22 protein-coding genes and 1 tRNA gene are annotated in these 22971 nt (G+C 56.5%); 12 read left to right on the top strand and 11 right to left on the bottom strand.

All coding sequences use genetic code 11. The annotated features are described in order from the left end of the window. Nucleotides 1-23: 23 nt before the first annotated feature. From IPJ12_02785 to IPJ12_02770, 4 genes are all read right to left on the bottom strand, one after another. Nucleotides 24-335: a hypothetical protein gene (locus IPJ12_02785; protein MBK7646107.1), complete on the bottom strand. Its 312-nt coding sequence runs from the start codon at nt 333-335 to the stop codon at nt 24-26. A 163-nt stretch (nt 336-498) separates the two neighbouring features. After that, complete coding sequence (locus IPJ12_02780; GenBank protein ID MBK7646106.1) at nt 499-711, bottom strand: AlpA family phage regulatory protein; 213 nt, start codon at nt 709-711, stop codon at nt 499-501. 448 nt (nt 712-1159) lie between these two features. Continuing rightward, complete coding sequence (locus IPJ12_02775; protein ID MBK7646105.1) at nt 1160-2374, bottom strand: tyrosine-type recombinase/integrase; 1215 nt, start codon at nt 2372-2374, stop codon at nt 1160-1162. Nucleotides 2375-2560: 186 nt separating this feature from the next. Beyond that, a tRNA-Val gene (locus IPJ12_02770) sits at nt 2561-2636 on the bottom strand. A 192-nt stretch (nt 2637-2828) separates the two neighbouring features. Here IPJ12_02770 and IPJ12_02765 point away from each other — a divergent pair. The 3 genes from IPJ12_02765 to IPJ12_02755 are packed head-to-tail and all read left to right on the top strand — an operon-like array spanning nt 2829 to nt 6963. Further along, nucleotides 2829-4202 (top strand): HD-GYP domain-containing protein, encoded by a 1374-nt coding sequence (locus IPJ12_02765; GenBank protein MBK7646104.1) that lies wholly within the window; start codon nt 2829-2831, stop codon nt 4200-4202. 57 nt (nt 4203-4259) lie between these two features. Then, a complete protein-coding gene (gene rimO / locus IPJ12_02760; GenBank protein ID MBK7646103.1) occupies nt 4260-5582 on the top strand; it encodes a 30S ribosomal protein S12 methylthiotransferase RimO in 1323 nt (440 codons plus the stop codon). Next, nucleotides 5557-6963, top strand: a complete 1407-nt coding sequence (locus IPJ12_02755) for an FAD-binding oxidoreductase (GenBank protein MBK7646102.1) — start codon at nt 5557-5559, stop codon at nt 6961-6963. Before rimO ends, IPJ12_02755 begins: the two co-directional genes overlap by 26 nt. 20 nt (nt 6964-6983) lie before the next feature. Here the strand turns inward: IPJ12_02755 and IPJ12_02750 are convergent, their stop codons facing one another. The 4 genes from IPJ12_02750 to IPJ12_02735 form a co-directional block, all read right to left on the bottom strand. Next, nucleotides 6984-8357 carry a hypothetical protein gene (locus IPJ12_02750; protein ID MBK7646101.1) on the bottom strand — a complete coding sequence of 458 codons (1374 nt, stop codon included), beginning with the start codon at nt 8355-8357 and terminating at the stop codon, nt 6984-6986. After that, entirely contained in the window at nt 8354-9235 is an 882-nt protein-coding gene (locus IPJ12_02745; protein ID MBK7646100.1) for an Hsp33 family molecular chaperone HslO, read from the bottom strand. The genes IPJ12_02750 and IPJ12_02745 overlap by 4 nt, the downstream gene beginning before the upstream one ends. After that, complete coding sequence (locus IPJ12_02740; GenBank protein ID MBK7646099.1) at nt 9232-9576, bottom strand: arsenate reductase; 345 nt, start codon at nt 9574-9576, stop codon at nt 9232-9234. The genes IPJ12_02745 and IPJ12_02740 overlap by 4 nt, the downstream gene beginning before the upstream one ends. Nucleotides 9577-9837: 261 nt before the next feature. Continuing rightward, on the bottom strand, nt 9838-12159 hold the full coding sequence (locus IPJ12_02735) for an RNA-binding transcriptional accessory protein (GenBank protein ID MBK7646098.1): 2322 nt from the start codon (nt 12157-12159) through the stop codon (nt 9838-9840). A gap of 118 nt (nt 12160-12277) precedes the next feature. Between IPJ12_02735 and fliW the strand changes: the two genes are divergently transcribed. Continuing rightward, a complete protein-coding gene (fliW, locus tag IPJ12_02730; GenBank protein ID MBK7646097.1) occupies nt 12278-12721 on the top strand; it encodes a flagellar assembly protein FliW in 444 nt (147 codons plus the stop codon). 49 nt (nt 12722-12770) lie between these two features. Here fliW and IPJ12_02725 read toward each other — a convergent pair whose 3' ends face one another. Continuing rightward, nucleotides 12771-13292, bottom strand: a complete 522-nt coding sequence (locus IPJ12_02725; protein MBK7646096.1) for a gamma carbonic anhydrase family protein — start codon at nt 13290-13292, stop codon at nt 12771-12773. 254 nt (nt 13293-13546) lie between these two features. Here IPJ12_02725 and IPJ12_02720 point away from each other — a divergent pair, with 254 nt between their 5' ends. Then, nucleotides 13547-13903 carry a nucleotide pyrophosphohydrolase gene (locus tag IPJ12_02720; protein MBK7646095.1) on the top strand — a complete coding sequence of 119 codons (357 nt, stop codon included), beginning with the start codon at nt 13547-13549 and terminating at the stop codon, nt 13901-13903. A 4-nt stretch (nt 13904-13907) separates the two neighbouring features. Here IPJ12_02720 and IPJ12_02715 read toward each other — a convergent pair whose 3' ends face one another. Further along, complete coding sequence (locus IPJ12_02715) at nt 13908-14753, bottom strand: 23S rRNA (adenine(2030)-N(6))-methyltransferase RlmJ (GenBank protein ID MBK7646094.1); 846 nt, start codon at nt 14751-14753, stop codon at nt 13908-13910. 8 nt (nt 14754-14761) lie between these two features. Next, nucleotides 14762-16288 (bottom strand): hypothetical protein, encoded by a 1527-nt coding sequence (locus IPJ12_02710; GenBank protein MBK7646093.1) that lies wholly within the window; start codon nt 16286-16288, stop codon nt 14762-14764. Nucleotides 16289-16376: 88 nt separating this feature from the next. Here IPJ12_02710 and IPJ12_02705 point away from each other — a divergent pair, with 88 nt between their 5' ends. The 7 genes from IPJ12_02705 (at nt 16377) to IPJ12_02675 (ending at nt 22970) form a co-directional block, all read left to right on the top strand. Then, nucleotides 16377-16718: a DUF3301 domain-containing protein gene (locus tag IPJ12_02705; protein ID MBK7646092.1), complete on the top strand. Its 342-nt coding sequence runs from the start codon at nt 16377-16379 to the stop codon at nt 16716-16718. Next, nucleotides 16702-17547, top strand: a complete 846-nt coding sequence (locus IPJ12_02700; GenBank protein ID MBK7646091.1) for a D-hexose-6-phosphate mutarotase — start codon at nt 16702-16704, stop codon at nt 17545-17547. Before IPJ12_02705 ends, IPJ12_02700 begins: the two co-directional genes overlap by 17 nt. A gap of 238 nt (nt 17548-17785) precedes the next feature. Further along, the gene (locus IPJ12_02695; protein MBK7646090.1) at nt 17786-19294 is read left to right on the top strand and encodes a hypothetical protein; all 1509 of its coding nucleotides are present in this window, start codon (nt 17786-17788) and stop codon (nt 19292-19294) included. 358 nt (nt 19295-19652) lie between these two features. Further along, on the top strand, nt 19653-21227 hold the full coding sequence (locus tag IPJ12_02690) for an alkaline phosphatase (protein MBK7646089.1): 1575 nt from the start codon (nt 19653-19655) through the stop codon (nt 21225-21227). Nucleotides 21228-21324: 97 nt separating this feature from the next. Next, nucleotides 21325-22065 carry a hypothetical protein gene (locus IPJ12_02685; protein ID MBK7646088.1) on the top strand — a complete coding sequence of 247 codons (741 nt, stop codon included), beginning with the start codon at nt 21325-21327 and terminating at the stop codon, nt 22063-22065. Further along, nucleotides 22049-22363, top strand: coding sequence for a hypothetical protein (locus tag IPJ12_02680; GenBank protein MBK7646087.1), 315 nt, complete (start codon nt 22049-22051; stop codon nt 22361-22363). Before IPJ12_02685 ends, IPJ12_02680 begins: the two co-directional genes overlap by 17 nt. A 289-nt stretch (nt 22364-22652) precedes the next feature. After that, entirely contained in the window at nt 22653-22970 is a 318-nt protein-coding gene (locus IPJ12_02675) for an H-NS histone family protein (protein MBK7646086.1), read from the top strand. Nucleotide 22971: the final 1 nt, after the last annotated feature.

The following is a 22971-nucleotide window of genomic DNA, read 5'->3' as shown; positions in this document are numbered from 1 at the left end:
TGCTCGGTATCGATCGAAGATGATTACGAGAAGCGGTTGTTCAGAGGCGCGTTCGACGCTTGCATGTGATTTCCACCGAATTCACCAATGCCTCCAAAGTTGGTTATCGGCTCATGCTCAAGTTCAGACAGCGATTTAGTGCTCGGCAGTTCGCTCAAACCAAAATGGGGGAACTTCTCGTCCGGGATCAGCCGAATAAACTGTGCCGCCGCCTTGGCACATTTAATTTCGTGGAGAAGCTCATCGGCATTACGGAAACAGTCAGGTAATACGTAGTCAAGACCTGCGCCTTTCGTACTTGCTTGCCATTCCTGGAGCACATAGCTTGCGTTCAACCTGCCCACAAAGCAGGTCGATGGCGAGATCGCCGTAAAGTGATTTCATTTCCATTGTGTAATTCCTTTAAGTTGGCTCGCCCACGGTGTGCCACGTGTTCTGGCTACCGAACCCGCGAGTGGCCGGTTCGGTAAATCCGTGGACAAGTGTTTCGTGCGTGGGTTAAGTCCGCTTCGACTCGAGCCAATGAAGCAGCTCGTGTTCGAACCAGCCAACTGACCTGGAGCCGAGCCTTACCCGACGAGGACATGATTTGTCATGCCGATTGGATGCTGGATTGTTCCAATCGAACCAGGTTGCGCGGGAAACACCAACCAGTTTCAGACATTCCCTCAAGCGAAGGATGCGAGTACCCGTAGGCAGAGGATTGTTCATGCTTGCACCTTGAATCCTTGGCACATCACACTTTGGAGTGTTTGGAGATGTACCTGTGGGTCTGTTCAGGTATGACAGAACACCGTGTTGTTCGGATAGAGGTAGAATTTATATGGCTGGCGTTGAACCAGCCGTGCAAGCATACTGATATGCAGAAGTCCCCGAGACGGGGTATGTTCATCAAGTGAAGAGCTTCACAGTGCCTAGGGAAAAGGATTTAGGAACTGCAGAAACTAAACCACTGATGACGTAGATTCGCGCGCACGAAACAGATCGAATCCTATATCAACTTTTCGAGTCTGAAAAGGTCCACCTGGGTACAACTGTTAAAGATTTCACGTTTTTGCAACTGAATCCGCATCAACCATTGCGCATATGGCGGATCTGTAAATTAGGTGTCGTAGACAATGGCGCCGCGCGAAATGCCGCGGCGCAAGCGAGCAGATTGTCAGGCGGCGTTACCTTTTAATGGAATAACTGTCGCTCCAGCCTTCAGTTTGTCCAAAAACTCAGCCCAGTCTCGCATCATTTTTTTTCGCTCGGGCAAATACTCGGCGCGGTTGTACGCTGCGCGTGCCTGGCTTTTTTCGGCGTGTGCCAATTGCCGCTCGATGACGTCGTGTCGGTACCCCTGTTCGTTCAGAATGGTGGAGGCAACCGAGCGGAAACCATGTCCAGTCATTTGGCCTTTGAAACCCATACGGGCGATGGCGTAAGTGACCGTATTTTCTGAAATTGGACGATCCCTGTTTGTCGTCGATGGGAAGAGAAGTCGGCCAGATCCGGTCAGGATTTTCAGTTCCTCAAGATGGCTGATGACTTGTTTGCTTAATGGGACGATGTGCGCTTGGCGCATTTTCATGACCTCTGCCGGAATACGCCACATGGCTCCTTCCAGGTCAATTTGAGACCATTCGGCAAAGCGAATTTCTTTAGTCCGTTGGAAGGTATAGGCCAGCATCAGCATGGCGATCTTGGTGGTGACCTCTCCACGATAGCCATCAATGGCACGCAGCAGTTCGGCAAAATCCTTGGGGTCCGTCATCGCTGCATAGTGCTCAGTTTTGACCGTTGATAGCGCTCCGTGAAGGCTGGGGGTCGGGTCCGCATCTGCTATGCCAGTGCTGATTGCGTAGCGAAATACGGCGCCGCAATGCTGTTGAATGCGATGTGCCATGTCGACTGTTCCGCGCTTTTCAATGGCGCGAAGCATGGCAAGGAGTTCGGGAGCGGTAATGTCCTTGATCGGCTTGCTACCAATCGATGGAAAGGCGTGTCGCTCCATGCATGCACGGGTCTTACCAGCGTATCCCTCGCTCCATTCTTTGCCACGGACCTTCATCCAGTCGCGAGCAATGACTTCAAAAGTGTTGGCGAGCGATGTCCGACGCTCCTGCTTTTCAAGCTTACGCTGTTCGCCAGGGTCGATGTCTTGTGCGAGTTTCTTACGAGCTTCGTCACGCTTGTCTCTGGCTTGGCCAAGGCTGGTTTCCGGATAGGTGCCAAGCGCGAGGGTTTTCTGCTTCCCATCGAAGCGATAATTCATGCGCCAAAGCTTGGCTCCGGTCGGTTGGATGAGGATGTACATCCCTTTTTCATCGACCAGTTTCCTTGGTTTTTCAGCCGGTTTCGCTGTCCGGATTGCAAGATCAGTCAGTGCCATGCAACACCTCTAAATTGGTTGGTTTTTGGGCGTATACCAACAGCCCTTTGAAATACCAACAACGATACCAACAAAAACGATGGTATTTCTTCAAACCACTTTAGACGACACTGGACGAACCGGCAATAAAAAACCCCGCATTTGCGGGGTTCTTCGGACTATTGTGTATCACAATAGATCAAATTCTGGTGCGTCCTGACGGGCTCGAACCGCCGACATTCTGCGTGTAAGGCAGACGCTCTACCAACTGAGCTAAGAACGCAAGGGGCGCGAATTATAACCAATATCCGTCGTGTGACAAGGATATTTGCGCAGAAAGTTACCCAGCTTGCTGGGTGTTTGAGGGCTGCTGGCGATCTGTGCATTGATAAGGCGTATTGTGCGCTAGCTACGAATTTGTATTTTTGTTAAAAAAATGAGAACTTTTGTATTTTCTGATAATCTGATCAGACCAATGCACGTCAAATATTCTCCCACCTCGCCCTCCATTGAGCTGCCGCCATTGCGGCTTTCCGAACTGATTTCTGCGCTCAGTCATGCGCTGGATATCACCGAGGGGCAGCCGGAAGGTCATTGCGTTCGATGCTGCTGGATCGGCATGCATATTGGTCGCAGTATTGGCATGCCGGATGAGCAATTGTGGGATCTCTATTACACGCTGTTGCTGAAAGACCTTGGTTGTAGCAGCAACGCGGCGCGCATTTGCGCGCTGTATCTGACTGATGACCTGACCTTCAAACGTGATTTCAAGACGGTGGGCGACAGTCTGCCCCAGGTGCTCAATTTCGTGCTCAAGCATACCGGGCTGAAAGCGCCGCTGGCCGAACGTTTTCGCAGTGTGTTGACCATTTTCCGCTCTGGTGAGCAAGTGGCTCAGGAATTGATTGCGACTCGCTGCCAGCGTGGCGCCGAAATAGCCCGACTCCTCCGCTTCCCCGAGCAGGTGGCGGCAGGCATATACAGTCTCGATGAGCATTTCAACGGGCAGGGCAAGCCGCAGCAATTGGCCGGCGAGGAAATTCCGCTTTATTCGCGGATCGCCCTTCTGGCGCAAGTGGTTGATGTATTTCACACGGCGGGCGGGCCGCAGGCTGCGCTGGATGAAATCCGGCAACGTGCCGGTGGCTGGTTTGATCCGCGCCTGGTTCGGGCCGTCGAAGCGGTCGCGGATGAAGATGCCTTCTGGGCAACGCTGACCTCGCCCGATATCAGCGAGGCAGTGCTCGGGCTTGAGCCTGCCAGCCATGTCGTGGGTCTTGATGACGACTATCTCGATGACATTGCGGCCGCTTTCGGCCAGGTCGTTGACTCCAAAAGTCCCTATACCAGTGGCCACAGCACGCGCGTTGCACTTTATACCGATATGATTGCCGAGGAACTTGGCTTTTCCCACGAACGCCGTCGCTGGTTGAGACGTGGCGCGTTGTTGCACGACGTCGGCAAGCTTGGTGTCAGCAACAGCATTCTCGACAAGCCGGGCAAGCTTGATGCGGACGAGTGGGTGGCGGTGCAGGCGCACGCCATGTACACCGAAACCATTTTGTCGCGCATTGATGCATTTTCAGAGCTGGCCAGGGTTTCGGCAGCGCATCATGAACGGCTGGATGGCAAAGGCTATCCACGTGGACTGATGGCTGAGAATATCTGCCTGGAAACGCGGGTCATCACCACGGCCGATATTTTCGATGCGATTACCGCCGAACGCCCCTACCGGGGGGCCGTGCCGATCCCCAAGACGCTGGAAATCATGGCCGCGAATGTTGGAACTGCCATCGATCAGCAATGTTTCGACGCATTGAAACAGGCACTTGCCCGCCTGCCGGACTGATTCCCCCGTAAAATACGCGCTTTGTTTGCCGGCCTGTCCGGATAAGGTTTCCTTCGCATGACTATTCAGCAAAAAGTGCCGACCGTCGGCTTCGTTTCCCTTGGTTGTCCCAAAGCTTCTTCCGACGCCGAGCGCATCCTGACCAAGCTGCGCGCCGAAGGCTATGAAATTTCGCCGAGCTACGACAATTCCGATCTGGTGATCGTCAATACTTGCGGCTTTATCGATGCTGCGGTCGAGGAGTCGCTCGATGCCATCGGCGAAGCGCTCAACGAGAACGGCAAGGTCATCGTTACCGGTTGCCTTGGCGCCAAGGGCGATATCGTGCAATCGACACACCCGTCCGTGCTTGCCGTCACCGGCCCGCATGCCGCCGACGAGGTCATGGGCATCGTGCATCAGCACCTGCCCAAGCCCCATGATCCATATTCCGATCTGGTGCCGCCGCAAGGGGTGCGCCTGACGCCGGACCACTTTGCCTACCTGAAGATTTCCGAAGGTTGCAACCACAGTTGCACCTTCTGCATCATTCCGTCACTGCGCGGCGGCCTCGTTTCGCGCCCGGTTGGCGATGTGCTGGCCGAAGCCGAAAACCTTGCCCGCGCCGGGGTGAAAGAAATTCTCGTTATTTCCCAGGACACCAGCGCCTACGGCGTCGATCTCAAATACCGCACCGCCTTCTGGGGCGGCAAACCGGTCAAGTCGCGCCTGAAGGAATTGTGCGATGCGCTGGCCAGCTTCGGTATCTGGGTTCGCCTGCACTACGTTTATCCGTACCCGTCGGTCGATGACATCATTCCGCTGATGGCCGAGGGCAAGATCCTGCCTTACCTCGACGTACCATTCCAACATGCCAGCCCGAAGATCCTGAAAGCGATGAAGCGCCCGGCCTCGGCTGAGAACACGCTGGAGCGCATCGCCAAGTGGCGCGAAATCTGTCCGGAAATCGTCATCCGCTCGACATTCATTACCGGCTTCCCCGGCGAGACGGAGGAAGATTTCGATCAGCTGATCCAGTTCCTCGAAGACGCCAAGCTTGATCGCGTTGGTGCCTTTGCCTATTCGCCGGTGGAAGGCGCCAAGGCCAACGAACTTGAAGGCCTGCCGCCGGAGGATATCCGTGAAGACCGTCGCCGCTGGCTGATGCAGGTACAGGAAGATATTTCCGCCGACAAGCTGGCCGCCAAGATAGATACGGTCATTCAGGTGCTGGTCGACGAGGTCGACGAAGAAGGCACCATTGCCCGTTCCAAGGCCGACGCGCCGGAAATCGACGGTCTGGTTTACCTAGACGGCCACTTCGATGCCCAGCCGGGTGATTTCCTGCAGGTCAAGGTCATTGATGCCGACCACCATGACCTCTACGCCCAGGTCGTCTGATCTGATTGAAGTACTGGCCGGGATCGTCGGCACTGCGCAGGTGCTGACCAATCCGGCCGACACGGCCCCTTTTCTGACCGACTGGCGTGGCCGTTACCACGGTGCGGCGCGATGCATCGTCCGCCCCGGCAATACAGCCGAGGTGGCGGCAGTGGTCAAGGCCTGCGGCGAAGCCGGTGTGCCGATCGTGCCGCAGGGTGGAAACACCGGCCATTGCGGCGCTGCGACGCCCGATGGTAGCGGCATGGCGGTGGTCATCAGCCTGAATCGCCTGAACCGCATTGTCGCGGTCGACCGGAAAAACAACACGATTTCAGTAGAATCCGGGTGCACGCTGGCCGCTGTTCAGGAAGCCGCACGCGCCGCCGAGCGACTGTTCCCGCTGGCGCTTGCCTCCGAAGGGACGTGCCAGATTGGTGGCAACCTGTCCACAAATGCCGGCGGTGTGCAGGTGCTGCGCTATGGAAATACCCGCGATTTAGCGCTCGGTCTCGAGGTCGTGCTGCCCAGTGGCGAAATATGGGATGGCCTGCGGGGGTTGCGCAAGGACAATACCGGCTACGATCTGAAACAACTGTTCATTGGTGCCGAAGGTACTTTGGGCATCATTACGGGCGCTGTGCTCAAACTGTTCCCAATGCCGACTACCCAGGTGACCTGCTGGTTGAATGTCCCCACACCAGTTGCTGCGGTCGACCTGCTAAATGCGGCAAAATCGAAATTTGATGCGCAGTTGACCGCCTTTGAACTGGTTTCAGAGACGTCGCTTGGGCTCGTCCTGAAGAACATTCCAGATACACAGCGGCCGACCGAAGCCAGCCCTTGGTACGTGCTTGCCGAGTTCTCGGATGTTGATTCGCCTGTGCTTGAAGCCTGGCTGGCTGATCGCTTCGCGGGTGCCGACGTGACCGATGGTGTCGTGGCTCAATCTGAAACGCAGGCCGGCAAGCTGTGGGCGCTGCGCGAAAACATTTCGGAGGCGCAAAAGATTGATGGTGTCAGCATCAAGCACGATGTCTCGGTGCCGGTGTCACGCATTCCGGAGTTTCTCACGATGGCAGATGCCAGCCTGACTAAGGCTTTTCCAGGTATCCGTGTTGTCACCTTCGGCCATGTTGGTGATGGCAACCTGCATTACAACCTCTCACGGGGGGATGCGCAGGAAAATGCAACTTTTATCGCCAGCCAAGCAGCGGTGAATCGTATTGTCCACGACATCGTTTTTGCACTGCACGGTTCGATTTCTGCGGAGCATGGCATTGGTCAACTCAAGCGTGACGAGCTAATGCGTTACAAGAGTCCAGTCGAGATGGCACTGATGCGAACAATCAAGCAAGCGCTTGACCCGCGTGGCCTGATGAACCCGGGCAAGGTGCTCTGAGGGCTTGCTTCCGAGGGCGCTCAGGCGCCGAGGGAATCTGTTTCCGTATCAGATTCAGTCAATGCGAAGGGCAGTGTGAAGTGAAATGTACTGCCACTCCCCAGCTCGCTTTTGATGCCCAACTCACCACCCATCAATTCGATGAGCCGGCGGGCAATCGGTAAACCGAGGCCCATTCCGCCAAATCGACGCGCACTTGAGGCATCGCCCTGAACCAGCATGCCGCCAATGCGCTGGAGCTGTTCCGGGGAAATGCCCGGACCTGTATCAACAATGCTGAATTCAACCTTGGCCTGGTCTGCGGAGTGCTCAATCAATCGAGTCTTGATACTGATCGTCCCGCGGTCGGTGAATTTGATGGCATTGCCGACCAGGTGCTCAAAGACCTGTTGCAGATGCGCCAGATCACCGACCAGAACATCTGGCAAATGCGGGTCTGCGGAATGCGAAAGATCGAGTCCTTTTGCGATGGCATTCCGGATTTGAGCTGCAAGCGAACCATCAAGCAATTCATTGACGACAAAAGGAGCCGCTTGAAATTTGACATGGCCGGCTTCGAGTGCTGACAATTGAATGAGGTGCTCGATTTGCTGCATCAACTCATGCGCCGAGACGCGCAGCGGATCGAGCAGTGATTTCTGGTCATTGGTCAGCGGCTCAAAACTCAGGAGCTCCGAGAGGCCGAGAATGCCGTTCATTGGCGTCCGCAGCTCATGGCTGATGTTGGCCAGGAATTCAGTTTTGGCACGATCCGAGCGTTCCGCCAGGGCACGGGCTTTCTCCAGGTTGCCGAGTAACCCATCCTTTTCGTGTTCGAGTCGGAAAGTCTCTTCCAGCGTGCCGTGAAACAGGTCAGCACTGCGAGTAACCAGCGCCAGAAAGAACAGCGACATCAAGCTGAAGGCGATATGTAACGCGTCACTGCCGAGCGAACCGACAAAGACAGCAAGCACGATCGGTACGGCATAGCTGCGGAATATCAAGCGATCAGCGGCGAGAACGGGCACTGCGCCAGCCACCATGCCTGCCATGACGAAGGCCGTGAATAGTTGTAGTGGTGTATTTCCTTGCCACATCAGCAAAAGGGCGCCGCTCGCCCATATGATGCTGGACAAAATGGCGCCCAATTGGGCTCGCTTCCGCCATAGTATGGTGTTGCTGATTCTGAAGGTTTCATCCTCGGCGCGATACTGCTTTGCCTGCCTGATTCGATAGCCGGCAATCGAAATGGTAGCCAGCAACCAGCCGTAAACTGCTCGATTGTCCGTCAGCGAATTCGAAATCCAGGTCAATGTAATGGCATTGATGACGGAAAAAATCTGCCCCATCAATAGATTTCGGTAGAGCAGCTCGACCCGACGGCCCAGCGTGAAAGGATCGACTGAGTGGCTCAATGGAGCGCCTTACCTTCACTTTCGGCAAACAACGCGGCGACGTCATTCGGGCTGAAGTGGTAATCGCGGTTGCAGATATCGTCACGGATCAGAATCTCGCCATGTTCCGCAAGGATAGTCTCGGCATCCGCTCGGCCCAGGCTACGTATCATGTCGCTGACCTTCGATCTGTCTTCCGGGCAGTGATAGACAACCGGTCGCGGGTCATAAATCCGGATGCCGTGTTGATCCATGTCTTCGTGGAACAGACGGGTGAGCAGGCTTTCTGCGTCCAGTTCCAGTAATTCAGCCGGCTTGACCGTGCTGGCCAGGTGCGAGATGCGCTGCCAGCCATCTTCGTCGTGTTGATCAGCTGCAGGCATCTTTTGCAGAAACAGGCAGGCCGCGGCTTTTGGAGCTGCCGTCGCAAAAAGGCGGGAAGGTTGCTGCTCGGATTGCTCAAGGTAATGCTCGAAGATGGCCGCAATGCTTTCACCAACCATCGGGACATAGCTCTGATAGGGCTGGCGGGCGTCCGGCATGTCCAGGCTCATCATCAACTGACCGCCCTGATCGGCACCCAGCAAATCAGGTACGGGTGCCGGCAGAACGACCGGGTTGCTGCGCGCCATGCCGCGCATCTGCAGTTGTTCGTTGCAATCCATGACCAGCAACTGGATGGGTCCGATGCCACGCAATTGAAGCGTCAGGCGCCCGGGCTGCTTGAGTTGGCCCGCGATCAGCGCGGTAACGGCGGCAGTTTCGCCAAGCAACTGGGCAACTGTCGGCTGATAGTTACGGTCGACCTGCATCTGCCGCCAAGCTTCACCCAAGTAAACTACCGCGCCGCGAATATCGAGACCTTCGAATATGAATCGGCGAACGAAGCTGTCATTCATTTCAATTGCTCGGCGTAATTTTCCGGTGAGAAGCCGACGATCAACTGGCTACCGGTATCCAGTACTGGACGTTTGATCAGGCTTGGGTACTGCGCCATCAATTTCAGCGCTTTTTCCCGGTCGACCGCGGAACGCTCTTCGTCAGTCAGTTTTCGCCACATCAATCCACGTGTATTGAGCAGTTTTTCCCAGCCCGTACGCTGATCCCAGTCAGGCAGACGGGCTTCGGCTATGCCGGCTTTTTTGTAATCGACAAATTCGTAGGCAATGTCATTGGCCACCAACCAGGCGAAGGCCTTTTTCATCGTGTCGCAATTTTTGATACCGAAAACCTTGATCATCCAGAGTCCTTTTAAATCAGGCCATAAATGGTAGCAGTGTCGTATTCATGGAATGACTTTTGGGATTTTATTAGCGAGCGAGATGCCTATTTGAGAAAATCGCCGTTTGCTTAATAAATACTAAAATTGATTATACTAAAAATGGCGCTCAATGTCCTCATATGGGTTACTTCCAGTTGATGACCGGCCTGAATTGCAAAGAAAATGGCGACTCAATAGCCGCCATTTTTTCATGCCGATAGAAGAGCTATCGCCGAGTTATTATTTGCGCAACTTGGAAAAAGCAGCGGCCATGGCATTGCCTGCCGGGGCAGGACCGGTACTTCTTTGCTGCGTGCGGCCTGGGTTGGCATTACCTCGTCCGGCCGGGGCGTTATCGTGGCGTTTGCCTTGTGTTGGCTCATCGCCCATGCGCATGGTCAGGGCGATCCGCTGGCGTTGCAGGTCAACTTCCAGCACCTTGACCTTGACGATCTGGCCAGCCTTGACGACCTCATGTGGGTCCTTGACGAAGGTATTGGACAGCGCCGACACGTGCACCAGGCCATCCTGATGGACGCCGATGTCGATGAAGGCACCAAAGGCGGCGACGTTGGTGACGACACCCTCCAAAATCATGCCGGGGCGCAGATCGCCCATCTTTTCAACGCCATCGGCGAAGGTAGCGGTCTTGAATTCGGGGCGCGGATCGCGGCCTGGTTTTTCGAGTTCCTTGAAAATGTCCTGCACAGTGGGCAGGCCGAAGCGTTCATCGGTGTACTTTGACGGATTGAGGCCTTTCAGGGCGCGGCTGTCGCCGAGGATTTCCTTGATCGATTTTTTCAGGTCGACAATGATTTTTTCGACGACCGGGTAGGCTTCCGGATGGACCGACGAGCTGTCGAGCGGGTTGTCGCCATTCGGCACACGCAGGAAACCGGCGGCCTGTTCGAAAGTCTTGTCGCCAAGACGCGGCACTTTTTTCAAGGATTCACGCGAACTGAACGCACCGTTGGCATCGCGGTAGCTGACGATGTTGGCGGCAAGCCCTGCGGAGAGTCCGGAAATGCGGCTCAAGAGCGGCACCGAGGCCGTATTGACGTCGACGCCAACGGCATTGACACAGTCCTCAACGACAGCATCAAGGTTGCGCGCCAGCTTGGTCTGCGAAACGTCGTGCTGGTACTGGCCGACGCCGATGGACTTGGGGTCGATCTTGACCAGTTCTGCCAATGGGTCCTGCAGACGGCGGGCAATTGACACCGCGCCACGGATCGAGACGTCGAGGTCCGGGAATTCCTTGGCGGCAAATTCCGACGCGGAATAGACCGAGGCGCCGGCTTCGGAGACGACGATTTTCTGCAGGCGCGCTTCTGGGTAGCGCTTCATGACGTCCTGCACCAGCTTGTCGGTTTCGCGGCTGGCCGTGCCGTTGCCGATGGCGACCAGGCTGACCTGGTGTTTGGCGGCCAGGCGGCCAATGGTGGCAATCGAGCCATCCCAGTCGCAGCGCGGCTCGTGCGGATAGATGGTGGCGTAGTCGAGCATTTTTCCGGTGGCATCAACTATGGCGATCTTGCAACCGGTGCGGATACCTGGGTCGATACCCATGGTGACGTGCTGGCCGGCCGGAGCGGCGAGCAGCAGGTCTTTCAGGTTCTTGCCGAAGATGCGGATGGCTTCTTCTTCGGCGCGTTCGCGTAGTTCATTGACCAGTTCCAGTTCAAGGTGGGTGTAAACCTTGACCTTCCAGGTCCAGCGTACGGTGTCGCTCAGCCATTTGTCGGCCGGGCGGTTTTGCGGCTTGATGCCGAAGCGGACGGCGATGCGCTGTTCGCAAGCGTTGGGGCCGGGCTTGACGGCCTCGTCGTTGAGTTCGGAATCAAGAACCAGTGCTACGCTAAGGAAGCCTTCGTTGCGGCCGCGGAGCAGGGCGAGGGCACGGTGCGAAGGCATACTGGCCACAGGTTCGGCGAAATCGAACCAGTCACGGAATTTGGCGCCTTCGGTTTCCTTGCCTTCGACCACGGTTGAGCGCAGCAGGCCGTGCTCTTTCATGTACACGCGCAGTTGGCCGAGCAGTTCGGCATCTTCGGCGAATTTTTCCATCAGGATCTGGCGGGCGCCGTCGAGGACGGCCTTGGTGTCGGCGAAACCGGCATCGATGTTGATGAACTTTTCGGCTTCGTCGTCGGGCGTCAGGTTTGGATTTTCCAGCAGGCCAAGCGCCAGCGGCTCAATGCCAGCTTCGCGGGCGATCTGGGCCTTGGTGCGGCGTTTTTGCTTATACGGCAGATACAGGTCTTCGAGGCGCTGCTTGGTTTCGGCGTCGCCGATTTCAGCCTTTAGTTCCGGTGTCAGCTTGCCTTGCTCTTCAATACTGGAGAGGATCGCCGTGCGGCGCTCTTCGAGATCGCGCAGATAGGTCAGGCGCTCTTCGAGGTTGCGCAACTGGGTGTCATCAAGACCGTCGGTTGCCTCTTTACGGTAGCGCGAAATGAAGGGCACGGTGGCGCCTTCGTCGAGCAGTGCGATGGCGGCGTTGACCTGAGCTGGGCGGACGCCGAGTTCGAGGGCGATGCGATGTTCAATCGGTGGCAGCATGAGCGAGGCGGTCTGACAAAATTGGGGGGTGGACTATGCGTAATCCGGCCGGAAATTACAACCATTGCCGCTTGGTGTAGGATTGTGCGGATATACCCATTTGCGAGGAGACAAAAAAATGAAGGTTGAAACCTATCTGTTCGGTGCAATTGAAGTCAGTCCGGAGAAGATCATTACTTTCCCCAATGGCATGGTCGGCTTTGAACATTGCAAGCGTTTCATGCTGGCGCACGAAGAAAGCAAGGAGCACCCGGCCAGTTATACCTTGCAATCGCTGGATGAGCCGACTCTGGCGTTTCAGATTGTCGATCCGACCACCCTGGGATTCGATTATGAGCTGGCGCTTAACGATGCCGAGAATGCGATTCTGCAGTCACCTGCGCCGGAGGATGTGGTGGTGATGCAGGTACTGTTCCGCAACGAGGAGGGTGGAAAGGCATCGATCTCGCCGAACCTGCGTGCGCCGCTGGTCATCAATACTCGTACGCGCGTCGGGATTCAGAAAGTGATGGAAAACCTGCGTCCGAATATTATTTTGTCCAACCTGACCAGCCCGGTCTGAGGGACAACGGCCGGGCCAAGTGCGCGGGGCTTTTGCCCCGCGTTGTCGTTTACAGCAGCGATAGCTTTTCGTTGTAGCGACGGGCGTTGTCGACATAGTGCTCGGCCGATTTTTTCAGGCGGGCGACATCGTCGTCAGTGAGTTCGCGCACGACCTTGCCCGGCGAGCCGACGATCAGGACGCGATCCGGAAAAACCTTGCCTTCTGGAATCAGTGTATTGGCACCGACGATACAGCCCTTGCCGATCACCGCACGATTCAGGATGACCGAACCGATGCCGATCAGGCTGCCATCGCCGACCGTACAGCCGTGCAACATGACCAGATGGCCGACGGTGACGTCGTTACCGATATGCATCGGCACACCTTCGTCGGTATGCAGTACGGAGCCATCCTGAATGTTGGTGTTGTCGCCAATGTGGATCGGATCATTGTCGCCGCGCAGCGTGGCGTTCCACCAGATGGAAGCGTTGGCGCCAAGGTGTACGTCGCCGATGACAGTAGCGTTGGGGGCGATCCAGGCGTTGTCGCCGACTTTAGGTTGTTTGTCGCCGAGGCGGTAGCGGGGCATGCGGGCTCCTTGGAATATTTGAAAATTGGCGGTTTTTTCGGGTTGACCGCGGTAATCGTGAATCTTACCCCGTTGGCGCCAAGCGCTTAAGTAGCGCCTGTTTCTGGCCCTGCAGTCTGCGCTGGGGGAGGGCCGAGCGTGTGGTTGATCGCTGTGCGGTTATTCCGGCAGTGACATGGCTCGCCGTGACCGCTGTGTTGCCGCTTTATCTGCCGGCTGGCATGATCGGCGCGGCTTACCTAAAGGATTTGAAAATGAGTGATTTTTCCGGGTTGACCGCAGCATTGCTGGAATTCCGCGATGCGCGCGATTGGCGACAATTCCACTCGCTGCGCAATTTGATTACGTCACTCAATCTCGAGGCATCGGAGTTACTGGAACTGACCCAGTGGAAAACCGACGCCGAGATCGATGCGCTGCCCGGCGACCCGAAAGCCGCAGAAGCATTACGTGATGAATGCGCCGATATCCTGCTTTATTTGCTGTTGATTGCCGACACGGCCGGCATTGATCTCGCTGTGGCAGCCCGGTCCAAGTTGGCCAAGAATGCCGTCAAATACCCGGTGGAAAAAGCCTATGGCTCGCGGGCCAAATACACCGAGCTTGATTGAATCGCTAGCTTGACTCGCTCTCCAGCGTGTACTTTGCACCCTGGTCTTGAGCGAGCAGATTGGCCAGCGTCGGTAGCGTATCGTGCAAGGTCTTTTCCAGTGTCCATGGCGGATTGATGATGAACATTCCGCTGCCGTTCATGCCGAAACCATCCCGGGCAGGCGCCTTGACTTCCAGCGTTGCGTGCAGCCAGTTGCTGGCGCCCAAGCGCTTCAGCTTGTCCGGCAACTGGCGGGATTCCAGCTTGGAAAGCATCGGATACCACAGCGCATAAGTGCCGGTGGCGAAGCGTTTCATGGCATCCTGCAGCGCCTTGACGACCGCGTTGTAGTCGCTCTTGGTTTCATAGGAAGGGTCGATCAGCACCAGTGCACGGCGTGGCGGCGGTGGCAGGATGGCCTTCAGGCCGGCAAATCCGTCGCCGTCGGTGATTGACACTTCGCGGCCGCTTCCCTTGAAGCATTCCATCAACAGCTTGCCATCGGTGCTGTGCATTTCATAAAGCCGCAGGCGATCGCTGTCGCGCAACAACTGCCGGGCCAGCCACGGTGAGCCCGGATAGTAGCGCAGCTGGCTATCCGGGTTGAGCATCTTGATGAAATCGAGATAGTTGAGTGCCGCTTTGGGCAAACCCTTGGCGTCCCAAAGACGGCCGACGCCGTCGCGATACTCGCCCAGTTTGGTCGCGTGAGCAGATTCCAGCGCATACCGTCCGGCACCCGCGTGGGTGTCAACGATCCAGAACGGCGCCGGCTTTTCGGCCATGTATTGGGCGATCTCGATCAGGATGAGGTGTTTCAGCACGTCGGCGTGGTTGCCGGCGTGAAAAGCGTGGCGGTAGCTGAGCATTAGGGGATTCAGTCAGGAAGCAGGTCAAGGGCGAAGAATTCTAGCCCCTCGTTGGCTTCCATGCATGAACCAATTTGTCGATGCAGCGTCCGTCCCGGTAATTTGAGCATGATTTTCTGGCCTGTTCGATACGCGCCCGGAGCTGTGATCAGACCGGAAAATTTGCCATAAGCCGGTAGGCTATGCATGAACACCGCCCGCTGTTCCGGCGTGCCCTCGGCGAAAATATCGACGATGGTGACCTGCGGCGACATCAACTGCAGCCCCACTTCAAGGCGAACGTGGGAGGACGAAATGCGACGCACCAGGCAGACGTGAATCTTGCTCGACTCGCGTGGTTGCAGGGCAACGATCTCGCCGGCGCCCATGCTGCTCTTTTCCCCCTTGATGTAACGCAAGCGGAAACCATCCGGGCTTTCGTCGATCAGCGCCCATTCGCTGGATGAAAAACCTCGGCCGTCGTAACGGGTGGAGGCGTCGACCGAGCGACGGGAAAAGGCGTTGCCGTCCAGAAAATTGATGACCGGCCCAAAGCCGCTGATCAGGTCGCCGCGCGGGCGAAACCGTGTGCGGCTGAAGCGGCGAGCACTCTTGCCCCCAATGGCAAGGCGCAAAGCCTGCAACAAAGCGGGCGGAGCATCGAGATCGGGTTCCACGACCTTGCCGGGGCGGCGGGTAATATTCCGGTCGAGGGCGGCCAGGACCTGCGTGCAGTCAATCAGCAGGCTGCCGAAAATCGATGACCCGGACGGCAGGCGGGCCAGTGGATAGCCGGGGGTGCCTTCGTCGGGACGTACGAGAAAACAGGATTCGGTGCCGTTGCCTTTGCCCAAGTCAGGGGTTACTTCGCCAACCTGCGCGTAGGCAGCCAGTTGTCGTGTACAGATATTGATGACTTCCAACTCGGCGCGTTGCAGTTTGGTTGGTTCGAGATAGGCAAAGAGCAGGGCACCAAGATACTCGTGCTCAATCGGGGCTGTCTCGCCATTGAGCGGTTTCGAACGCTGGCCGCGAATCATCTGGTAAAGTTCGTGCAAGGTTTGCCACGACCCGGCCGATGGGGTGGCATAGGCACGATAGGCAAGCAACTGGCGGCGAGCCACCATGGACATGGCGCGCTGGACGCACCGGTGCAACAGATGGCTCAGTGCCGCATTGAGGTGGTTTTTATTGATGCTGCGAGCGATGCTCGCGTAGGCGGCGGCCAGGCCCTTGAGAAGATTGTCCGCGTGTAGTGCTTCGGTGGCTGCAGCCAGCGGCAAGGGCAGCACGGCGTGGCTGATATTGTATTCAAGCGTCGGCAGCGCCTGTTCTGCATCAAGGCGAACATCTTCCAGCAGCTTGAAACGCATGTGCATGTTCGGCTGCCTGCCGATGCTCGGCAGGACGGTATTGGCCAGTGTGGCGACTGTTTCTTGCGGAGACAGTCCGGTCGCGGTATCGAGCAGATCACGAACTGCGGCGGCATTTCTCTGTTCGGCACTGGTTTGGCCAAACGGAAATAGCTCGCGTAACAGTTGTAGGGGTGAGTCCATGGTCTGTTGATGGTTTTCGACAGTCGGATTATCCGGTAATTTTCAGGTAATTTCCGTGCTCTATTTCCTTGTTCCGTATACTTGGGTGATGAATTTGACTGAATTGTTGCTCCTTGTTCTGACAGCCCTTGGCGTCTGGTTCTGGTTTGATAGCCTCAAGGCACGTGAAATCGGCGTGCAGGCTGCCCGGGATGCCTGTCATGGCGAAGGTTTGCAGTTTCTTGACGAAACCGTGGTCGGCAATTCGCTGCGCCTCGCGCGCGATGACGAAGGGCGCCTGAAATTGCGCCGTGTTTATGCCTTTGAATACAGCGACACGGGCAATGACCGACGATCCGGTAGCGTTACCATGCTCGGCCATGATGTCGAAATTTTGCATGTCCGTCCCCACCTTTACGTAATTCCAAACAACCATGAAACCCTCCATTGAATCCATCGAATTCCACGGTATCGAAGCGTTACGCCTGCATGGCCCGCGCGGTGCCACAGCAGTCATTAGTAAACTGGGGGCACAGGTTTTGTCGTGGGTTCCGCCGGATGGAAAGGAACGCCTGTTTCTATCCGAGAAAGCCATTTTCGACGGTAGTGTGGCCATTCGCGGTGGTGTTCCCGTCTGTTTCCCGCAATTTGCCCAGCTGGGCGATCTGCCCAAGCATGGTCTTGTGCGTACTCGCGAGTGGTCGCTGGGCACCCAGCGGACGGGGGATGATTACGCGTTGGTGACGTTCGAGCTGGGTAGCGACGATGCAATGCTGGCGCAGTGGCCGCACGCATTTCATGCCGAATTGACGGTGATGCTTGAAGGCGATCGTGTCGATATGGAGTTCTGCGTCACCAACACGGGTGGCACGCCGTTTGAATTTACCGGGGCATTGCACAGCTACCTGCGTGTCGAGCATGTTGAAAAGATTTCGCTGGAAGGTCTGGCCGGGCATGATTACCGCGATGCCATTGATGGTGGTCTGGTTGCCCGCGAAGAAATCACGGAACTGGTAGTCGAGAGCGAGATAGACCGCGTCTATCACAACGTCAAGGCACCACAGGTCCTCCATAACGGCAAGCAAAGTCTGGCCATCCAGAGCCAGGGTTTTCCGGATGTCGTTGTCTGGAACCCTTGGGTTGATCGTTGCGCCGACCTGAAGGACATGCCGGCCAATGGCTGGCGCCACATGCTTTGCGTTGAGGCGGCGGTGACGCAGCCGGTCACGCTGCCGGCTGGCGAAGAATGGTATGGCCGGCAAACCCTGGCAATCATCTGATTTATAGTGGTTTTCCCGGCTGTTTGCGGGTATTCCAAACCTGTTGTGGTGGCAGTCGACCGATTGCCGCTTTCTGCCGGAGCAAGGCAGAAAATTATTCAGTGTTGAGTCTCATCGGCGAAGGTAATATATGCCGAACGACTCATCGCCGCCGAGACAAATTGCAACAATCGGCGGCGATGAGCGTTGTGCTGCGGTCAACCCGACTTCAAGCTAGAAATCAAAAAGGAGACAAACCATGAATCATCACGAAGATCAGGCTGCCCGGCCTGCCGTACGCTGTATCGCTGCCCTGGTCATGCTGCTCGGTGCCGGTGCGGCGCACGCTGACCGCTGCAGTAACCTGATTCAGGCATTCGGCAGCCAGCTGGCTGATGTCACTTGCGTCGATAGCACCGATCTGACGACGGCCAATGCCGCAACCACGCCGGCCAATAATTCATTGCCGGGTGTGCCGGCATTTGCCTTTACACCGCAAAGCGACCGCGCGACGATTGCGCCGGATCCCGCGAACCGTACGCCGATCAGTGGTCCGGTGCCCGGCGTTCAGCTCAATGCCCGTATTGCCAGCGACCCGACGGGGCAGGCCCGCTTCCTGTTGCGGCTGCCGGCAAAATGGAATGGTCGCCTTGTTGTCGCCGGAGCTTCCGGTACCCGCAGCGAGTTCAATGGTGATTTTGCCTGGAGCGATTACGTGGTGCAGAAAGGCTATGCCTACGCTTCGCAGAACAAGGGCGTGCTTAACCTGAAACTGAGTGATGCAAGCGATCCGCTGGCATGCCGCCTCAACCCGACGTCGCCGACCTGGGTGCATTTCTTCGATAATGATCCAGGGCAGGAGTTCACCCGCTGGCGCGATTTCATGGTGCTGGCGTCCAAACTTGCCCACAAGGGCGCCGCCGCCAACTATGGCAAGGCACCACGCTACACCTATGCGGTTGGCACCTCGAACGGCGGCTATCAGGTACGTCGGGCAGTTGAGTCGGCGCCGGAATGGTTCGATGGTGGCGTGGACTGGGAAGGTACCTTCGTCGATGAAACGGCCGCCAACTTGCTGACTGATCTTCCGGCTGCAGTCCTTAATTACCCGGATTACGTGGCCAGCGGCATGGACGCGAATAGCACGGCTGCCAAAAATATTCGTGCGGCGGGCTATCCAGGCGATCTGAGCAACGGCGCGACGACACTATGGGCGCTGAATTCCGCCTCATTCTGGGAAGTGACGCTCTGCCAGTGGCAGAAGCGGCTCGACCCGACCTACGATACCTATGGTAGCGGCCCCGAAAATTACAACTACATCGCTCGCCTGCCCGTATCAGGTGCAGATGACCGGATCGCAGATTTCGCCACCACCGGCCGCATTCAACGGCCGCTGATCACCGTGGCCGGGACCATGGATGCGCTCTTGCCCATCAATCATCACGCCCGTGCCTACGCCCGCAAGGTTGCCATGAATAGTGGTGATGAACGGATGGATGGTGACGAGCGTCGGGCGCGTGATCGCCATAACCACAATCCGGCCTATCGCCTTTACGAGGTGCAAAACGGCAACCACATCGAGACCTACAAGTTGACCCTGCCGCAACTTGAATTGATCCAGCCGCATGCCCAGCGCGCCTTCGATCTTCTGGTTGGCTATGTCGAGAAAGGCAGTGCATTGCCACCCGATCAGTGTATCGGACGTGGCGCAGCAATTGCCGATGTACCGGAACAGCCTGGCCATTGCGCCGAATTGTTGACGCCATGAGTCGGTGTTGATCCAGCACTGAAACGCGGTCACCTGGTCTTGGCGGCGCTTCCATCGAGTCGATGGAAGCGCCTTTTTCATGGGAGATCGACACGTTTTGAGGCCAATATAGCCCGACGTTGACTCCAGCAATCTGATGGTAGTTGCCTGAAATATGGCTGAAATCTTTCGGACATCCGGACGTCATCAGCATTCGCTAGTCTCTCTGGCCGAAACGCTGGTTCTTCGTTGGAGATGCCTTTAGTCAATCTGAATCTGCGCCCATATCCGATGCGCGGATGCCGGCAGGGCTTGGTGCTATCGCCCATCGTCGCAGCGTGGCTGATAATTCGTATTAACCCGACCAGGAGTTCCCCGAATGTCCAAGTTCTACCGCAAGACTATCGTCAGCGCCATTGCCCTGACCATGGCCGCCCCCGTTGTATTGGCAGCTGCGCCCGTGGTTCAGGGCCCGGAATCCGTTCAAGAGTGGTTTGCCAACGGCCAGAAATTCATTGCAGACAGCAAAAAAATATCCCACAACCACCACAAGGCCAAGAATGTCATTCTGTTTGTGGGGGATGGCATGGGTATTTCCACGATTACGGCCGCCCGGATTATGGAAGGTCAGTTGAATGGCAAACCGGGCGAAGAGAATCGCCTGTCGTTCGAAAATTTCCCGAACGTTGGTCTTTCCAAGACGTATTCCTGGGACCAGCAGACCTCGGATTCCGCCCCGACCATGACCGCCATGATTACGGGTTACAAGGCACGCGAGGGCATGCTCTCTGTTGACCACCTGACCTCGCGTGGTGAATGTGATGCGTCGGTTGTCGCCGCCCACAGTCTGCCGACGCTGCTTGAACAGGCTGCTGCTGCCGGCAAGGCGACCGGTGTGGTGTCCACCGCCCGTATTACGCATGCCACGCCGGCGGCTACTTACGCCCACACGCCGGTGCGTGATTGGGAGTCCGATTCCGATCTGAACAGCTTTTTTGCCAGCAATGTGGCCACCTGCAAGGCCAATGGCGTGACACTGGTCAAGGACATTGCACGCCAGTTGATCGAACTGTCGCCCGCCGTTAAGAGCAGCCTGAAGGTTGCCATGGGGGGCGGTCGCACTTACTTCCTGCCGAAGACCATGCTGGACCCGGAATACGGCGGTAATGCCACGCCGGTCAAGGGACGTCGCAGCGATGGCCGCGACTTGACCGCTGAATGGGTGAGCACGCGAGGTGCCAAGGCCAAATATGCCTGGAACAAGGCGCAGTTCGATGCCGCAGATCCGGCCTCAACCGACTATTTGCTCGGACTCTTCGAGCCGTCGCACGCCCAATATGAAGCTGATCGCGCAGGCGACAAGGCGGGCGAACCATCGCTGACCGAAATGACCGAAAAGGCCATCCGGATGCTTAAAAAGAGCCACAAGGGCTTCTTCCTGCACGTTGAAGGCGGTCGTATCGACCACGCTCACCATGCCGGTAATGCCAAGCGCGCTTTGCTCGATGCCATCGAACTCTCTCGGGCTGTTAAAAAGGCCTACGAGATGACCGATCCGGAAGAAACGCTGATCATCGTGACCGCCGACCACAGCCATACCTTCACCATCGCCGGCTATCCGCATCGTGGCAATGACATCACCGGTCTGGCCAAGGAAGTGCCGGCCATCGATGGCAATGCGCCAGCCCCGAGCAAGGCGGGTGACGGCTTGCCCTATACGACACTGGGTTACCAGAATGGCCCGGGTGCAGTCAGCGGTGCTCGCGCAGATCTGACCAGCGTGGATACATCTGCCCTTGGCTACCAGCAGCAAGCAGTCGTGCCGATGGGGTCGGAAACCCACGCGGGCGAAGATGTCGCCATCTACGCGACCGGTCCGAGAGCCAGTCTGGTCCATGGTTCCATGGAGCAAAACTGGATTTATCACGTGATGAAGGAAGCTTTCGGCTTCTGATAGTCACCCCCGGCGGCGGTCTGGCTGCCGTCCGGGTACCTTTGCGAAGTAAAGGAGCGTCTGCGGGCGCTCCATTCGTTTGACAAGGATTACTGCGGTGAACGCCAAAAAATGCCCTGTTTTTGCCAGCTTCCTGCTGGCTATTTTGCTCTCTGGCCACGCTGTGGCTCACGAAATGCATCACGACCATAGCGAGCCAGTTGCCAGCATGCCGGCTATTCAGCGCGCTGACTTGGTTCCTGTTGCGGCTCACTACGAGTTGAAGGTCAACAAGTCTCAAACCAAAACGCAAACTGACTGGTACCTGTGGCGCGATGCCGACAGCGTCGAAATGGCCAGTGTCGCCGTCGGTCACAACGATATATGGCAACGCGTGGGTGCCGATGAATATCACTATCGCCGTGTCTTTCATCACGAGAGGCGGGTGATTGACTACACGCCGGGTGAAATCAAGACCCGTCACGCCGAGCCGGATTGGGGCAAGCTCGCTTCAGTGATCTCACCCCATTTGCTCGAAGAGCTCAAGCGAGGCGCCAGCAAAACGATGTTTGGTCAAAAAGCCGTGCGTTACACCGGCAAACTGGGTGACCAGCAGATCGATCTATGGTGGCTGGAGCAGGCCAAACTGCCGGCCAGTCTGCAAATGACCCGTAGTAGCGAACGCATGACGCTTGCGCTCAAGGAAATCCACGCCGAGGCGCCAGCTGCCTGGCCGCGAGTTAGTGAAGACCGGATCGCCGACTACGGGATGATCGATGCCGCCGACTTCGGCGACATGGAAAGTGATCCGTTTGTCGCCCGCGTCATGCAGCAGGATGGTCATGGCCATTCACACTGAGAGAAGGTGGCTGCGTCGTCTTGGGTTGGCCGCCTTCGCTTTATTGACGCTGCATGCTAACGGCGGGGAGACGGAAATTTACGTGACTACTGGCCCGGATGGGATCGAGGCCTTTTCCAATTTGCCTCGTGGTCCGGCGGGAAATTCAGGCATCCCAGCCTTGGTAGTTACCAGCGGAGCAAATGGGGCCGGGTCAGCTATCCATGTACAACCGTCCTGGCAAGTGGCGGAAGTATCGGATCAGACGACGCAGGGCAATGAAATCGCTTCTGGCAAATCCTTTATGTCCGACGATTGAATGCGCTTGAATAAAACGCCAAGCACTTGATTTTCAAAATAGGCCGATTTTTCCGGTTGACCGTAGCACTCAATGTTTTATGCCAATGGAGAGCAGCCGGGGTTTGGAGCGTATGGGATAGGCCAAGACTTTAGTTGCGAACAATAGTAGACTGCAACGTGGAGAGCGTTGGAAAGTCTATCTTCACCAATTTAAGAAACCGGCTTATGCCGGTTTTTTAAATTGGTGGCGTTGAAATAAAGATTAAAACAAATTAAATTGTCGCCACTCATTTAATAAGGAAATAATCATGGATCTTTCTACGCTGTCCGTTCCTCAGTTGCGCGATTTGCAGCAGCAAATTCCAGCTGAAATCAAACGTCGCGAAGCTGAAGAAAAGATTAACGTTCTAAATGAATTACGTGCCATTGCCAAAACCCGCGGTTATGCAATCGAGGATTTGCTGGGCAAGGAAGTCAAGACAAAGACGGTTACCGGCAATAAGGTCAGGGTTAAATATCGTCATCCGCAAAATACCGAACTGGAATGGACTGGTCGTGGTCGGAAGCCGAAATGGGTTGAATCCTGGGTAGCCAATGGCGGCAATATTGATAATCTTCTGGTCTGAT

This window comes from Betaproteobacteria bacterium (genome assembly GCA_016709965.1).
GTDB lineage: Bacteria > Pseudomonadota > Gammaproteobacteria > Burkholderiales > Rhodocyclaceae > Azonexus > Azonexus amarohabitans.
Note: the sequence above shows the minus strand (reverse complement) of the source record. Positions and strands in the feature narration are given on the sequence as shown.